The organism is Eggerthella sinensis (assembly GCF_003339815.1).
In the GTDB taxonomy this organism is placed as follows: Bacteria; Actinomycetota; Coriobacteriia; order Coriobacteriales; family Eggerthellaceae; genus Eggerthella; species Eggerthella sinensis.
The window spans coordinates 24,109-38,552 of record NZ_PPTT01000020.1 but is presented as its reverse complement, the minus strand read 5'-3'; the positions used below and the strand labels follow the sequence as shown (position 1 = coordinate 38,552).

At 66.0% G+C, this 14,444-nt stretch carries 11 protein-coding genes; 5 read left to right on the top strand and 6 right to left on the bottom strand.

Annotation, left to right across the window (positions count from 1 at the left end):
- The 4 genes from C1876_RS11580 to C1876_RS11565 form a co-directional block, all read right to left on the bottom strand.
- Entirely contained in the window at positions 1-621 is a 621-nt protein-coding gene (locus C1876_RS11580) for a 4Fe-4S dicluster domain-containing protein (protein ID WP_114546888.1), read from the bottom strand.
- Positions 622-823: 202 nt separating this feature from the next.
- Complete coding sequence (locus C1876_RS11575) at positions 824-1,720, bottom strand: dimethyl sulfoxide reductase anchor subunit family protein (RefSeq protein ID WP_114546887.1); 897 nt, start codon at positions 1,718-1,720, stop codon at positions 824-826.
- 3 nt (positions 1,721-1,723) lie between these two features.
- Positions 1,724-2,383: a 4Fe-4S dicluster domain-containing protein gene (locus tag C1876_RS11570; protein ID WP_114546886.1), complete on the bottom strand. Its 660-nt coding sequence runs from the start codon at positions 2,381-2,383 to the stop codon at positions 1,724-1,726.
- A 13-nt stretch (positions 2,384-2,396) separates the two neighbouring features.
- On the bottom strand, positions 2,397-5,912 hold the full coding sequence (locus C1876_RS11565) for a molybdopterin dinucleotide binding domain-containing protein (protein WP_244910129.1): 3,516 nt from the start codon (positions 5,910-5,912) through the stop codon (positions 2,397-2,399).
- A 235-nt stretch (positions 5,913-6,147) separates the two neighbouring features.
- Between C1876_RS11565 and C1876_RS11560 the strand changes: the two genes are divergently transcribed.
- On the top strand, positions 6,148-6,987 hold the full coding sequence (locus tag C1876_RS11560; RefSeq protein ID WP_114546885.1) for a hypothetical protein: 840 nt from the start codon (positions 6,148-6,150) through the stop codon (positions 6,985-6,987).
- A 12-nt stretch (positions 6,988-6,999) separates the two neighbouring features.
- Positions 7,000-8,865 (top strand): UvrD-helicase domain-containing protein, encoded by a 1,866-nt coding sequence (locus C1876_RS11555; RefSeq protein ID WP_114546884.1) that lies wholly within the window; start codon positions 7,000-7,002, stop codon positions 8,863-8,865.
- A gap of 58 nt (positions 8,866-8,923) precedes the next feature.
- On the opposite strand, the gene C1876_RS11550 is transcribed toward C1876_RS11555, so the two are convergent.
- The gene (locus tag C1876_RS11550) at positions 8,924-9,604 is read right to left on the bottom strand and encodes a TorD/DmsD family molecular chaperone (protein ID WP_114546883.1); all 681 of its coding nucleotides are present in this window, start codon (positions 9,602-9,604) and stop codon (positions 8,924-8,926) included.
- Entirely contained in the window at positions 9,597-10,421 is an 825-nt protein-coding gene (locus tag C1876_RS11545; RefSeq protein ID WP_114546882.1) for a hypothetical protein, read from the bottom strand. The genes C1876_RS11550 and C1876_RS11545 overlap by 8 nt, the downstream gene beginning before the upstream one ends.
- Before the next feature lie 233 nt (positions 10,422-10,654).
- Between C1876_RS11545 and C1876_RS11540 the strand changes: the two genes are divergently transcribed.
- The 3 genes from C1876_RS11540 to C1876_RS11530 all read left to right on the top strand — a co-directional run bounded on the left by C1876_RS11540 (position 10,655) and on the right by C1876_RS11530 (position 14,436).
- On the top strand, positions 10,655-11,044 hold the full coding sequence (locus C1876_RS11540) for a hypothetical protein (protein ID WP_114546881.1): 390 nt from the start codon (positions 10,655-10,657) through the stop codon (positions 11,042-11,044).
- 218 nt (positions 11,045-11,262) lie between these two features.
- Positions 11,263-12,915 carry a LuxR family transcriptional regulator gene (locus C1876_RS11535; protein WP_114546880.1) on the top strand — a complete coding sequence of 551 codons (1,653 nt, stop codon included), beginning with the start codon at positions 11,263-11,265 and terminating at the stop codon, positions 12,913-12,915.
- A gap of 249 nt (positions 12,916-13,164) precedes the next feature.
- Positions 13,165-14,436, top strand: a complete 1,272-nt coding sequence (locus C1876_RS11530; protein WP_114546879.1) for an FHA domain-containing protein — start codon at positions 13,165-13,167, stop codon at positions 14,434-14,436.
- Positions 14,437-14,444: the final 8 nt, after the last annotated feature.

The window sequence follows — 14,444 nt, the reverse complement described above, 5'->3', positions numbered from 1 at the left end:
CTACTCCGCCGACTCGATCGGCTTGACCACAATGGCGCGCGCAGTGGCGCCGGACGCGATGGAGCCCGCCTTCAGCGACACGCACACGCTCTCGCACGCGCCGCAGCCGTTGCACTTCTCGGGCAGCACGGCCACGCGCGGGTTGCTCGATTCGCCCGTGAGCTCGATGGCCTCGTACGGGCACGCGTCGTAGCAGTACCGGCACCCCGTGTCGCGAAACGCCAGGCACTGCGACTCATCGATCACGGCCACGCCCAGCAACGTCGTCTCGGCCGTCGCACCGGGCGGCAGCTGCAGCGCTTCGGTGGGACACACCTTCACGCACAGCGGCTCGCCGCCGTTCTCGTCGGCGCAGTAATCGCAGAAGTTCGCGTCGAAGTCGAGCGCCGGCGAGCGCATGCCCAGCAGCCCATCCTCGATATGCGCCGGCACGATCACCTTGCGCGGACACACCTCGTAGCACTTCTCGCAACGGATGCACGCCGACACGAGGTGCGCCTCGTCCTGCCCTCCCGGCGGCCGCACGAGCGGGGTGTGCCCCGCGTAGCGCAGCGCCCCCATACCCAGCAACGCCGCCGTGCTGCCCACGCCGATGACCAGCGATCGTCTCGACACGTTCATGCTCTCTCCTCTTCGCTCGATACCGCCTCATGTCCCGCACCCCTCGCAGGGCTTCCGAAAATGCGTGGATGACCGGGCTTCGCCACGTCGTTGCGAACAGCGGGGCGAAATCGGACGGCGAAGCCCCGTCCATCACGAATTTTCAGGTGCTCGGAAGCGCCGACCAGAACGCCTCCGAACACCGCATCACACCTTCATCGCGCTAGTACAGGGCGAAGACGCTCACCGCCACCACGTACAGGATGGAGCGCCAGCACAGTCCGCCGATCACCGCGCACACCAGTCCGGCGGCGGCGTAGGCGGCAAGCTTCTTCACGTCGCTCACCGTGCGCGCCACGATGCCCAGCACCACCGGCACCACCGATCCCAAGATCACGGCACCCAGCCAAAACGCGAGCGCTTGGCTGCCGGTGAACAAGCTGCCCACCACGGCGTCGGTATCCACCATGCCCACGTCGGGCAGCGTCGGATCGAAGTAGTACGTCACATCGCTGTACAACCCGCCCATCGACGAGATGGCCACCGCGTACGCAGCCACCACCACGAGCTGCGCGATGCCGCCGGCCACCACCAGCTTGATGGCCAGGCCTTTCACGTCGTCGGCACCGGTTGCGCCCGCAATCACCAGCGCGGACAGACCGCCCATCAGCACGGTGTTGCACAGGTAGTACACCGGCAGCAGCGGCGTGTTCCACACGGGCAGCGACGGCATGAGGTAGCTCATGCCCGTCACGATGGGCAGCGCCGCGCCCACGACGATGGCCAGGATGCCGCACCACTTCGGCGCCATGCCGTCCTCGGAGCGGCGCATCATGAGGAAGTACAGCACCAGCACCACCGCGAACACGATGCATCCCACGAACTCGAGCGTGATGCCCGAAGTGATATGCCCGAAGCCGTTGAAGATGCGCTCCCAATGCTGCAGGTGCAAGAACACCGCGATGCCGCCCACCACCAGCGCGATAGCGGCGGCTATCAGCGACACGAGCTGCATCTTCTTGCCCTTGCCCGCGCACGTCAGCACGCCCTGCGCAAGCAGAATGCCGCCCGCCAGGCACAGGAAGAAGGTGAAGAGAATAAGGGGCCATTGCAATTCCATGTGCTACTCCCTCCACTTTCGGCCCTCGCGCATGAGGTACATGAGCTTGGGCTCGTTACCCGCATTCGTGAGATGATGGATATCGTTTTCGGTGTAGGGCTCCACGTAGTCCTTCAGCTTCACGCGCGTCTGGGTCATCTCGTCGTACTGGCAGCCGGGGCTGTCGGGATGCGCGGGAGCCTCGAACGAGTCGACGCCCTTGTCGAGGTCGCCGAAGTAGCGGGCGCGTGCACCGCACTGCGCTACGCACTGAGGCAGCTCGCCCTGGGAAATGCGCTGCTCGCACAGCGTGCATTTCTCCACGACGCGCTCCTCCTCGTTCAGATAGCGCACGCCGTACGGACATGCCATCGCGCAGAACTGGCAGCCGATGCACTTCGACTTGTCAATTTGCACGGTGCCGTCCTCGCGCACATGCGAAGCCTCCGTCGGGCATACCTTCACGCACTCGGGGTTCTCGCAGTGCTGGCACTGCACGGGCAGGAAGTACATCTCCACGTCGGGAAACGTGCCCGACCCGCCCTCGATGGGGTGCGGCCCGATGCGCAGCGTCTTGATCCAAAACGAGCCCACGTCCACGCCGTTGATGGCCTTGCACGCAACGGTGCAGGCAAGGCATCCCGTACAGCGGTTGAGGTCGGTGATAATCGCGTAGTTCGCCATGTAAACCTCCTTTCTATGCCTTGACCACGGTCGCGTGGTTCAGCCCCGTCGCGGACAGGTTGGCGAAGGTGAGCTCCACCTTCGAGTCCTCGAGGCGCGGATCGTTCGACAGCCACTCCTTCAAACGCGGGTCGTTCGCGTTCGTGATAACCGGGTTGCCCTGCGGGTCGCACGGAACCGGGTTGCCGAACGGGCTGTTCTCGGCCGTCGCGGGGTAGATGAGCGCCGGCGCGCCGCGCAGCTGCGAAGCGCCGCAGATCCAGCACTGCGCGTACTTGTCCATGGTGCAGTTGATGTTGACCAGCTCGAAGGCGTGCGACGCGGTGTCCACCTCGGGGTACCACCAGGCATGGTTCGCGTTGATGGTGCCTTCCTTGATGCCGTAGTACAGGTCCACCACTTCGCGGACCGCACCCCACGGCGTGCGAATCCACACCCATTGGCCCTGTTCCAACCCCATGCGAGCGGCGTCGTTCGGGTTGATTTCAACGCGCGGGCTGGGCCACAGCTCGCGGCACCATGGCAGCTGACGGTGCTCCGAGTGGAAGTACACCGGCTGGCGCGATCCCGTGGTCATGGTAAAGGCGTTGTCCGGGTACTGCGTGAGCGCCGCCTTGTAGTCTTCCACCAGATGATCGCCGCGGTAGTTGTCGTTGATGTAGGCGTCCGTGGTTTTGATCTGGTCCACCAGCGCGGCATCGTAATACTCCGGGTTGGCCACCTTCGAGTTCTTCGGCTCAACCCAGTGCGGGAACTTGTCGATGTCGGGCACGTTCGGGTCGACGACGTTCGTGCTGGCGAACGTGGCCGCGCCGTCGGGGATGTACGTCTCGCAGATGGTCGACCAGATTTCCACCTTCGCGGTGGGCGTCATGAAGGCGCACTTCTCGTCCACGGCCGCGTACAGGTTGTAGCCGCCCTGCTGACGACGGTAGCCCATCTCCCAGCGGCGGTACGTGCCCCAGCGCTCGGGGTGCCAGGTGCGACAGTCGAACCAGCCCTCTTCCTGGAACTTCGCCGCGTACTGCGGGAAGTCGGGACCCTCGGGGAACTCCTCCGTCTTCCACCAGTCGGTGGCGTCCTTGAGCACGCGGTACTCCTGCTCCTCGTAGCCCACCGAGCCGCCCATCTGGACGAATTCGTTGTAGTCGAGGTTGTTCCACTCGTCGTATTCGGGGTCGCGGTTGTTCCACACCACGCCCATGGCCTTGTACAGGCAGATGACGGCCACGGGGTCGAAGATGCAGTCGCCCATGGGCTCCACGCAGCGCTGCCCCGCGCCGAAGATGCCGCCGGCGCCCTGCGACACGCGGCCGGTGTTCACTTCGAGCCAGTGCAGCACGGGGAACACGATGTCGGCGCAGCCGTTGTTCGGGCACGACCATAGGTTGAAATCCACCCAGAAGTCGAGGCGCGTGAGCGCTTCCCAAGCTTCCAGCAGGTTCGACTCGTTCATGAAGTCGCCCGACATGCACACGCCGCCGTGGATCTGGTAGGGCGTGTCGATGCCGTTGATGGAGTCCCAGATGGCGGCCGAGTCGGCCCAGCGGTTCCAGTAGCGCAACAGCGGGAAGCGGTCGGCGGAAATCTGCTTGGCGTTGCTCTCGTACGACGTCTTGAGCGGCGGCCATGCGGTGTTCGGCTTGTACGCGCCGCCCTTGCGCTCGGCGATGAAGCGCGCTTCCTCGTCGGTGGGCACCTTGTTGCCGTAGCGCGCGGCCAGCGGGGACTTCTCGTCGATGAGGTACTGCACGAACTGCTGGATGAGCGGTACTTGCTCGTCGATGGACAGGTTGCGGGGCGTGTTGCCCAGCTCCATCGTGCCCACGCCCACGCCCCAGTCGTGCGCCTGGTCGCCGTAGTCGGTCACCAGCATGTTCGCGCGGCCGGCGCAGCCGTCCACCTCGGCTTTGGAAGAGCCGCGGTTGCCGGCAGGCTCGTCGGAGTTGCCCGTGATGCACGCGATGATTTGCAGGGCGCGCGTGTTCTGCACCGCATGGCCCGTCTGGTCGGGGGCAAGCTGGTAGTGGATGCCGCCGTTGCCGTGCAGCGGGTTGAGGCGCGTCGCGTAGATGCGCACCGATTCCTCGATCTTGTCGGCGGGCACCTCGGTGACCTCGGACACGTAGTCGAGCGTGTACTGCTCGAGGCTGTCGGAGAACGCCTCCCACACCGTGTCGGCCTTGATGGTGCTGCCGTCCTTCAGCTTGATCTCCACGCCGCCGGGGAACAGCGCCGGGTTCTTGGGCAGCCCCGCCGGGTTCGACTTCGCGCCGCCTTCGTTGCCCTCGTTCCAGTACGCATCGTACTGCGGATCGGCAGGATCGGCGAAATGCGACGGGTCGGGCAGCCATGCGTCGGCGATGATGGGCTTGTACGGATGCTCGATCCACGTGCCCGTCGTGGGAATCTTATGCTTCTCGCCCTCCCACTGGCATTCCTCGGAATCCCAGTACGTGGGCTTGTTGTTGTTCTCGTCCCAGCAGATGAAGCGCTGATAGCGACCCTCGTAGTCCCAATACTGATTGACCCACTCCGGGTCGAGGTCGGCCTCGGTGAGGATGCGGCTCTCCATGTCGATGCCGCCGTTCATCTCGAGGAACCAGCCCTTCTCCGTGCGGCCGCCCTCCTCGGGGTTCCACAAGAAGGGCGCGTTCGTCCAACGGCGCACGAACAGGTCGTCGTAGGCCTCGTTGTCGACGATCCACTTGAGCCACCCGAGCGCCAGGCACAGGTCGGTGCCCACGCGCAGCGGCAGCCACAGGTCGGCTTCTTTGCCCAGCGGCGTCATGCGCGGGTCTACCAATATATGCTTGTACGCGCGCTGCGAACAGTCCACCACCGTGCGGTTCGTGGAGTCGTAGTTCGAGTACTCGGCCGCGGTGCCCCACTGCACGTACACGAGCGGCCCCTGCTCAACTTCCATCCACGGCGAGCCGATCTCGTCGGTGAGGATGCCGCCGAAGTGGCGCGGGCCCTTGCAAATCTCGTAGGCCAGGTGCGCGTTCGGCGTGGGGAAGATGGACTTGAGCGTGCCGTACGGGGGCTGCGCCCACACGCGCGACGTGCCACCCATGGCGAAGTTCGCTTCTCCTCCGTACTTCTCCACGATCTCCTTGAACTTCGCGCCCGCTTCATCGAAGGCCTCGCCCAGCGACACGCGCACCCAACCCGGGTCGTCCTCTCCCTTGGGGTTCGTGCGCTTCATGCAGTAGCGCAGACGATCGGGGTGGTACAGGGCCAGCATGGACGACTGCGACTTCGCGCAGCAGTGCCCGCGGCTGTGGGCGTTGGACTCGTCACCTTCAACCTTGATGACTTTATTGTCCTGGACGGTGACCCAAACACCGCACTCGCATTTGCCGCATGCGCGACAGCAGGAACGAATGCGCTTGATCTCGCCCGCTGAGGCGTCTTCTCCTTCGGCAAGCGCCGTCGAAGGCGCGGCCGCGAACCCGAGCGTGCACGCCGCCCCGGCAATCGCGGAGGCCTTCAGGAAGCTTCGACGAGTCAGTGAAAGTTTCGCCATATGCCCCTCCTCTCTTCCTTTTCTCGCTGTGTTCTCAGATGCGGTTTCGGTCGCGTCGGCGCGGCCCTCCCGCTGCTTTCCCAGTGTAGAAACGCGGCAAAAGGCCAAATCATAAGGGGTGGATGCTTAATCGGCGATGAATCATCCTCAAAGGATTATTTTGCTCGGAAGGGCCGTTCTATACTCGAATGCAGAGCGAAGAGGCCCGCACGAACCCGATCTGAAGGAGGAACCCATGGCACAACCGCGTCCGTCTTTGACGCTGATCCTGGATATCGACGAGAGGCTCGACAGCGAAGAGCTGCGCCTGGAAATCAGCCGCTGCTACGCCCACGTGGGATCGGCGCTCGTGCGCACGCATCCGGCGAGCGAGGGGGCGCCCGAGAACATCGCGCGCTTTCTGGTGAAAATGGGAGGCCGCCCCTATCTGCATGCCGGCGACGAGGCCGACCGCCTGTGGAACGACGTGCTGGAGCGCTGGTTCGCAAACGAGTTTCACAAAGTGGGCAACAACATGCTGGTGTTCAACCGCCGGCAGCGCGACCTGCACGCCACCGAGCTGTTCTTCGATTGGATCGAAATCGAGTTGCAGGATGGCGAACTGGTTGCCGGCCTGCACCTCGACACCGCAAGCGGCATCGACCCGGCATGCGCCGCGCTGCTGAGCGCGTTGCGCGACGCCCGCAATGCCGGGACGCTGGGCGAGGGCGTGCGGCGCGTGCTCATGCCGACGCCCGCAGCGTACGAGGAGCAGCAGGTTGCAGGACAAGCAGCAGCGGCCGCGCGGGTTGAGGCCGCGGAAGCCGCGCGTGCGCAGCAGGCCGCCGAGCGGCAGGCGGCGCGGGAGGCGGCTGCGGCCGAGGCGGAGCGCCTGTTCCTGGGGAGCCCCGAGCTTGAGGGCGAGGAGGACGGCGAAGACGTGGACGCGGGCACGGCGGCGGGTGAGGACGGGGCCGACGACCCCTTCGCGCTCGACGAACCGGCCTTCGCCGTGGACTACCGTCTCTGGCTGGTGGAATACGACGATGGCAGCGCCCGCGTGTTCGATTCCGCCCGCGCCGCGTTCGTCGACTGAGAGGAGGCTCGCATGATTGACGCCATCGCCTCGTACGAGGGGCGCATCGCGAAGGTGCACGGCCCGGCCCGCAGCGGCAAAACGGAAGCGCTCGTCAAGCGCTGCGCCCACCTACTGCGCGCGGGCACCGACCCGCATTCGGTGCTGGTGGAGGTGACGAGCGGGTTCGCTGCGCAGGCGTTTCGACAGCGGCTGCACGCAGCGCTCGGCGACGAGCGTGGCGACGCGGCGAACGCCGTGTGTGTGACCACCACGCTCGACGTCTGCGCGGACGTGCTCGACGCGCCCGATGCCCGCGCCGCAACCGACCGCATCCCCCGGCTGCTCACGGCGGCCGAGTACCGCATCGTGCTTGAGGACATGAAGACGCTCGGCACGCCCGTCCGCCGCCTGCGCGCCCTGCTCGAACGCTTCTTCGCCTGCATGGACGAGGGGCTGCCGCTCAGCGACTGGCATCTCGACGGCGAGGAAGAGGCGGTGCGCGCCCACCTCGAGCGCGTCGTGTCGTCGCGTTGCGCCATGCTCGCGCAGGAGGCGCCCGCGCTCTGCGCCGCCTATCTTCGCGAGGCGCGGCGAGCGGAGCGCGGCGTCGGGTTCGCCTACGTGCTGTGCGACGACTTCCAAAACCTCAGCCGCGCCGAGCAAACCTGCCTGTGCCTGCTGGCAACCGAGCAGCTTATCGTGGCCGGCAACGAGGAGCAAGCCCAGGTCACACAAGCGGCCCACCCCCACGTTGCGGGATTCACGCAGTTCGAAGCCGAGCGACGCGAGGTGGCGGTGTTCGAGCTTGCCAAACCCTTCGACCATCCTGTGGCGAACGCGCTCGCGTCCGACGACACCATGGTGGTCAAGTGGAGTACGCCCGAAGAGGAGGTCAACGGCATCACGAAGCTCCTGCGCGTGCTGCTCGACGAGGACGATGCCGCGCCCGAGCAGCGCACCTGCGTCGTCGTGCCCACCAAGCGATGGGCGGTGCTGCTCGAGCAGGCGCTTCGGCAACGCGGCTTCGCCGTATCCGCCGCGGGCGCGCAGGGCGGCATCGGCGGCGACCCGCGCGAGCGGTCACGTGCGCGAGAGCTCGAGGCCTACACGAAGCTCAACCTGCTTGCCGACCCCCGCGATCTCGTCGCCTGGCGTACCTGGTGCGGCTTCGACAACTATCTCACCAACAGCGATGCTTGGAATGCGCTGCTCGCCTTTGCCGACGAAGCGGGGCAAAGCCTGTACGACGCGCTGTTCGCGATCGCCGAGCGCGACGACGAGCCCTTCCTGCGCGCCGCGGTGCTGCGCGAGTGCTTCCTCGAGGGCCGCGCGTTCATCGAGCGCAACGAGGGGCGCACGGGCTTCAACCTGCTGTCCGCCATCGGTGCCGAGGGCCTGCCCGCCTTCGAGGACATCGCGCGGGCGATGGCCGGCGACGAGTCCGCAGCGCAGTTGTTCGCCCTCGTGCGCGCGCAGGAGTTCCACCCCGCTTTCCCCGACGACGCGCACACCCTGCGCATCGCCACCTTCGCCACGCTCGCCGGCACCGCCTACGACAATCTCTTCGTCGTTGCCGCCGTCAACGGCTTCATCCCGCGGCGCGACGCCTTCGAGGTGATCAGCACCGAGGAAGCGCGCGAGCGCGTCATGAGCAGCGAGCGCCGCAGCTTCGCCAGCGGCATCGCAAAGGCAGAGAAACGACTGGTGATCTCGTACTTCACGAAGGCGCCCCTCGAGGTTGCCGAGCGCACCAAGATGCAGGTGACCCGCGTGCGCGCCGAACAGGGCGAGCGCATCGCCCTCGTGCAGCCCACCGTCTTCCTTGCGGAAGCCGGCAACGCCTGCCCCGCCACCACCGGCGGTCAAACCCTGCTCGCCGCCCACGGCCTGAACTGACGGAAAAGGGCCCTCGGTCGCAAACCGAGGGCCCTTTCTCCATCCGAAACCCCGCGCATCAAGCTGCAACGTCCACGCTGTCAAGCAGCTCGGTCAGCAGCGCGTCGTCCTCCTCCGCAAAGCCGATGGCCAGTTGCGCCAGCCCCTGATAGAACATCGTGCGGGCGAACAGGCGCATGTCGCCTACCAGCAGGGGCAGCCAGTTCAGCAGATGTTCCTGCAAGAACGTGCGCTGCGTGCGCAGGCACTCCACCGCAGCATCCTCGTCGCCCGCGTCGAACGACGCGCTCGCGCGCAGGCTCATGCGCTGCATGAACTCGAATTCCAGCGCCACATGATCTTCGCCCTCCGTCCATGCGCCGCGCTTGAGGTTGTTCTCGCGCAGTGTTTGCAGCACCTCCGCGCGCGCTTCCTGCATCATGAGCCGGCGCTCGCTCGTGTACACGCTCTCGAACGGATACGCGGCCGAGTAGCCGTTCACCCCGTGTCCGATGAACGTGCGCACGAAATCGACAGCCAGTTCGGTGATGCTGTCGTCCCAGGCGGCTTTCAGGTAGGCATACAGCAGGTGATACCCCTCGTCCACCGTCGCGTTGCCGGTTGAAGCGGGGAAGCGCATGCCTTGCAGCTCGGCCAGCGTCTCGCGGTCGACTTCTTCGCGAAACAGACGCGCCAGCATGCCGTACGTGCGGGCGCGCTTGTCCATGAGCTCCCGCAGATCGATCGATTCCTCAGACATGGCATTCCTCCTTGCTCGCAGCTTGCACCACCGGCAGCATGGCCCGGCCCAGTTCGGTCAGGCGCCACGCATGATCGTTCCACTCCAGCGCGTCGGTGCGCTCCAGCATGTCAATGAAGTGCCCGCCGAACCGTCGCGGGTTCTGCACGATGTCGAACGTGTCCACCAGCTCCTCGATGGCGGCTTTCGTGCGGGGCGCCTCATCCACCGCTTCCATCACGGCGCGATACACGTCCAGGTAGACGCGATCGCGGTCGAGCACGATATCCCGAAACGCCGCGCCCTGTGAAAGCTCTTCGTACACCGTCAATCCCGCCGGCGTCGCGCGCCACACCGGGTCGACGCGCTCCTTGATTTCCAGATACGCGACCCCTTCGGCCACGTCCTCGCGCTCGTCGGCCACCGCCGGCATCTCCACCTCGAGCGCTCCCGCGCGCTCGAGCATGCGACACAGCGTCATGGGCGCGTACACCGACCGGTTGTGCTCCTGCGCACGATCGACGCGCGCCGACAGCTCGCTCGACAAGCAGCCCTCGCGACACCACGCGACGAGCGCCAGCAATACGGGTCGCCGCGCCGGGTTGTGATCGAGCAGCGCACGCACCGCCTGCTCGGCCCCTCCCTGCCGCTCCGGCGTGTACACCGCCTCGCGCCGCATGCTCTGCGGCATGTTGCGCATGGTGGGAAAGTCCACGGTGTCCAAGGGGTTGTCCTCGTCCATGTCCTCCTGATTGATGTCGAGGTCGTCCACCGCCAAGGGGTCGAACTCGTCATCGTCGATGCCGTCGGCAACGAACAGCTTCGTTGATGCAAGCATGGCATTCCTCCTGTTCTCTCTTCGCTCTCTCTATTATAGGAAGCGCGCGTGGCGCGCCATCATCCCCCGCGGGGTACTTTGCGCGCGGCGGGCGCGCACGTATCATACGCAGGGGATTGAATCGGTATTTCACCAGTTCAATAGGATGTTCTTCGCCTTGACGAGGCGTGTTGCAACCGCCTATACTCGCAGTGCGTTGCGAAGAGCGGGGCCTCCGCAGCAAGGAGGTTCTTATGGCCAACGTACGAGGCAAGAAGGCGCTTGCCGTCGTGGTTCTTGGTTGCCTGTGCGCCGCTACCATCGCGTTGCCCGCCTACGCGCAGTATCACGTGCAGGGCGAAGCATCGGCCGCGTCCAACAGCAAGGGCGTGATCGAGGTGACGTACACCGTCGATGCGACCGCGGCGGGCGAAGGGGTGCGCACCGGGCTGCTCATCGTGCCCGAAGGCAGCACGGCAGCCGTATGCCAGGACGAAACGCTGTCCGGCACGGAATGGACCTGCACGGTCTACCATGCCGACGCGCAGAAGCCGGGCACGCACACCACGCACGACGCAAGCGGCACCGAGGGCGCCGACACGCCCCTCGAGCGCTACGACAACGTGGTATTCACGGTGTCGTAAGCTGCCGCGCGCGAGGGGCTCGGACGACCAGCCGAGCCCCTCGCGCATCATCCGCCTCCTACATCGCATCATCCGCAGAGGATTATTTTTATCTCCCCCGTCATATATGCAGGTCAACCGGCCGCCCCTCCCTCCAGTCCCCGTACGTTTCCGCTGGCAAACGCGCAGTTCAGCCGGTATCATAGAACCAGGGGAAGACGCCAGAGGGGAGCTACAACATGGGAGTCAGGGTTCCTCGCATCACCATAAACGCCGACTTCGGCGACGATGCCGCGTTCGGCGACCTCAGCCTGCTGTCCGTCGGCTACGGCCTGCACCAGGCATGGGTGTACGCCGCGATGTTCGGCACGTCCTCCATCTTCGGCACGCAGACCTACATCACCGGCATGTACGGCAGCCACGCCTCGCTTCCGTTCCTCATATCCATCGTGGTGTTCGGCCTGTGCCTGCTGTTCGCCGGCATCACCGATCAACGGCTGCTGCACACCTACATCTCGAAGAAGACGCTCGTGACGGGCTCGCTGCTCATGTGCGCGGGCACGCTCCTGCTGCTGGCGCCGGCCCCGCTCAACGCGCCGCCGCTCGAGGCGGTTTCGGGCGTGGTGACGGGCATCGGTTCCGCCATTCTCATCCTGTTTTGGGGCACGGCGTTCGCACGGTGCGACAGCGCCTCCATCGTGCTCAACTCATCCATCGCCATCTCCATCGGCATCGGCGTGTACGCCGTCGCCCTGCACTACGGTCCCTTCCCCATCGCCGGCATCCTCACCGCAATCATTCCCCTGCTCGAGCTGGCCATCCTGTGGAACAAAACGCCGCAGCCCTACTCCGAGCGCAACGAGGTGCCCATCTTCAAGCCGCTGCCCGTGAACCACACGAAGTTCTTCCTGCGGTTCGCCCTGCCCGTGTTCGTGTTCGGAGTGGCGCTGGGCACGCTGCGGCAAACGTCCATCCAGTACATCGTGCCCGCATCGAACGTGGCCGACCAAATCCTCATGCTGCTGGCCGCGGGATGCGCAACCGTGATCATCCTCGTCACCATCGTGGCCCTGGGCGGCGGCGACAAATGGAGCCGCTACTTCCGCCCGCTCATCCCCTTCATCGCGGTCACGCTGTTCTTCCTGCCGCTGTCGGAGATGAGCGACAGCACGTTCTCCAGCATGTTCCTCGTGGTGGGGTACCTGTGCTTCGAGGCGCTCATGTGGATCTTCTTCGGCGAACTGGCGCAGCGCTTCCGCCTGTCGCCCATCTACGTGTTCGGCCTCGGGCGCGGCATGCTGGCCCTGGCGGGGCTCGCCGGGTCGCTGTTTCCCATCGTGGCGGCGAACTGGGTGCACCTGCTGCCCTTCGGCGAGCAGGGCGTCATCGTCATCGTGCTCCTTATTATGGTGTTCGCCTACGCGCTGCTGCCGCGCGAGCGCGAAATCGAGGCCATCGTGGCGCCGTGCCCGCTCGTGAAAGCCGTGTCGGCCGAACTGAACGACCAGGTACGGCCCCTCATGCCGCTGCGCCCGGTGGCGGACGACGTCGCTTCCGCGTCCGAGACCACAGCCTCGCAGCCCGAAGCGGCGCGCGAACCGCTCCTCGTGGCCCGCTCGTCCGCATCGCGCGACGAAGCCGACGGGCGCAAAGGCGGCGGGCGCTTCCGCGCGAAATGCGAGACGGTTGCCAACACGTACCTGCTGTCGCGCCGCGAGACGGAAATCATGTTCTTCCTGGCGAAGGGCCACAACGCCGCCTACATCCAGGAGAAGCTCTACATTTCCGAAGGCACGGCGAAAACGCACATCCGTCACGTCTACAAGAAGACGAACGTGCACAGCCAACAGGAGCTCATGCGCCTTGTGGAATCGGCCGAAGCCGCCGAGTAGCCATCCCCGCACGCCCCGCCCCGCGTGCGTTACCCTCGCTTCACAATAATGACGATTGCGTAAAGGATGGGGCGCACCTGGGGCGTTTATGGCAAGATGGAACATTGCATAGTCATATGCAGGGACACACGAAGTAACCTGGTTGCGTTTGGGCGCGCGACCGCGCGGGCACCGGCCCGCACGCGACACGCGCACACCCGAAGCTCGGCTCCGCCGCCGCTTCCACGACGCGCCGTTAAAGGAGATGCAATGGGCTTTCTTTCGAAATTCGAAGGCAGGATGGAAGACACGTTCGAGGGCGCTGCGGACAAGATGTTCGACGCTCCCATCTCGCCGGTTCAGATAGCGAAGAAGGCCGAGAAGCAGATGAAGCGCGAGAAGATGGTGGGCGCGGGCAAGCAGTACGCCCCCACGCTGTACACCGTGCTCGTGAACCCCGACGACGACCGCCGCCTCATGGGCTACTACCCCACGTTGGCCGGCGAAACCGAAACCTACCTCACCGCGAAGGCGTCCGAGCAGGGCCTCGTCATGGACGGCCAGCCGCTCGTGCGCTTCATCGTGGACGACGGCCTGAAGCACGGCAAGTTCGACATCATCGCCGAGGCGGTGGCTGCGCCCATCATCGCGCAGCTGCGCGCCGAGGAAATGCAGCGCTACGGCCTGGCCGCTCCGTCGGCCGGCGGCTACGGCGCGCCCGCGCAGGGCTATGCCGCGCCGCGTCAGCAGGCTCCCCGCCAGCAGGCGCCGCAGCAGCAGTACGGCGGCTACCCGCAGCAGGGCTACGACAACGGCTACGCCGCACCCGCGCCGGCTCCGGCACCCATGAGCGCCCCCGCGCAGTACGACGCGTACAGCGCCTACGACCAGTACGACGCCATGCCTGCCGGCGGGCTCGACCAACATCAGGAGCTTCCCTACGTGCCGGAGGACGAGCTGGACTACTCCATCGACTACGGCGAGTACACCTTCGACAGCCGCGACTTCGACGAGCAGCGCGACGGCATGCAGCCGCCCGAGCGCCCGACGGCCGTGGACCCGTTCGCCATCGGCGCCGCCGCTGCGGCAGGAGCCGGTGTCGGCGCCGCTGCCGGTGCGGGCATGGGAGCCGCCGCCATGCGCCAGCCGCAGCCGCGTCCCCAGCAGCAACCGCAGCAGCATCAGCCCATGGCCGCCGAAACCGTCGTGTTCGCCGGCGGTCCGCAGGCCGCCACGCCCATGCCGGCGCAGGCCGCCGTGCGCGCCCGCCTCGTGGACACCACGAACAACCGCACGTACGACCTGGCCTCCGCCCGCCTGCTCATCGGCCGCGAGTCGAAGAACGACATCGCCGTGCACGACGTGAACGCCTCGCGCACGCACGCCGAGCTGCGCTTCGAGCCGCAGGGCATCTGGACCATCACCGACCTCGGTTCGACGAACGGCACCCTGGTGAACGGCCGCGAGGTTGCCACCCAGCCGCTCTCCGAAGGTGACCGCATCACCATCGGCATGACGAACTTCGTGTTCACCCAAGCCTGAGCGGAAAC

What these genes read in the sequence shown, in the direction of transcription:
- C1876_RS11580 (WP_114546888.1), bottom strand. Translation starts at nt 621, where the DNA reads ATGAACGTGTCGAGACGATCGCTGGTCATCGGCGTGGGCAGCACGGCG.
- C1876_RS11575 (WP_114546887.1), bottom strand. Translation starts at nt 1,720, where the DNA reads ATGGAATTGCAATGGCCCCTTATTCTCTTCACCTTCTTCCTGTGCCTG.
- C1876_RS11570 (WP_114546886.1), bottom strand. Translation starts at nt 2,383, where the DNA reads ATGGCGAACTACGCGATTATCACCGACCTCAACCGCTGTACGGGATGC.
- C1876_RS11565 (WP_244910129.1), bottom strand. Translation starts at nt 5,912, where the DNA reads ATGGCGAAACTTTCACTGACTCGTCGAAGCTTCCTGAAGGCCTCCGCG.
- C1876_RS11560 (WP_114546885.1), top strand. Translation starts at nt 6,148, where the DNA reads ATGGCACAACCGCGTCCGTCTTTGACGCTGATCCTGGATATCGACGAG.
- C1876_RS11555 (WP_114546884.1), top strand. Translation starts at nt 7,000, where the DNA reads ATGATTGACGCCATCGCCTCGTACGAGGGGCGCATCGCGAAGGTGCAC.
- C1876_RS11550 (WP_114546883.1), bottom strand. Translation starts at nt 9,604, where the DNA reads ATGTCTGAGGAATCGATCGATCTGCGGGAGCTCATGGACAAGCGCGCC.
- C1876_RS11545 (WP_114546882.1), bottom strand. Translation starts at nt 10,421, where the DNA reads ATGCTTGCATCAACGAAGCTGTTCGTTGCCGACGGCATCGACGATGAC.
- C1876_RS11540 (WP_114546881.1), top strand. Translation starts at nt 10,655, where the DNA reads ATGGCCAACGTACGAGGCAAGAAGGCGCTTGCCGTCGTGGTTCTTGGT.
- C1876_RS11535 (WP_114546880.1), top strand. Translation starts at nt 11,263, where the DNA reads ATGGGAGTCAGGGTTCCTCGCATCACCATAAACGCCGACTTCGGCGAC.
- C1876_RS11530 (WP_114546879.1), top strand. Translation starts at nt 13,165, where the DNA reads ATGGGCTTTCTTTCGAAATTCGAAGGCAGGATGGAAGACACGTTCGAG.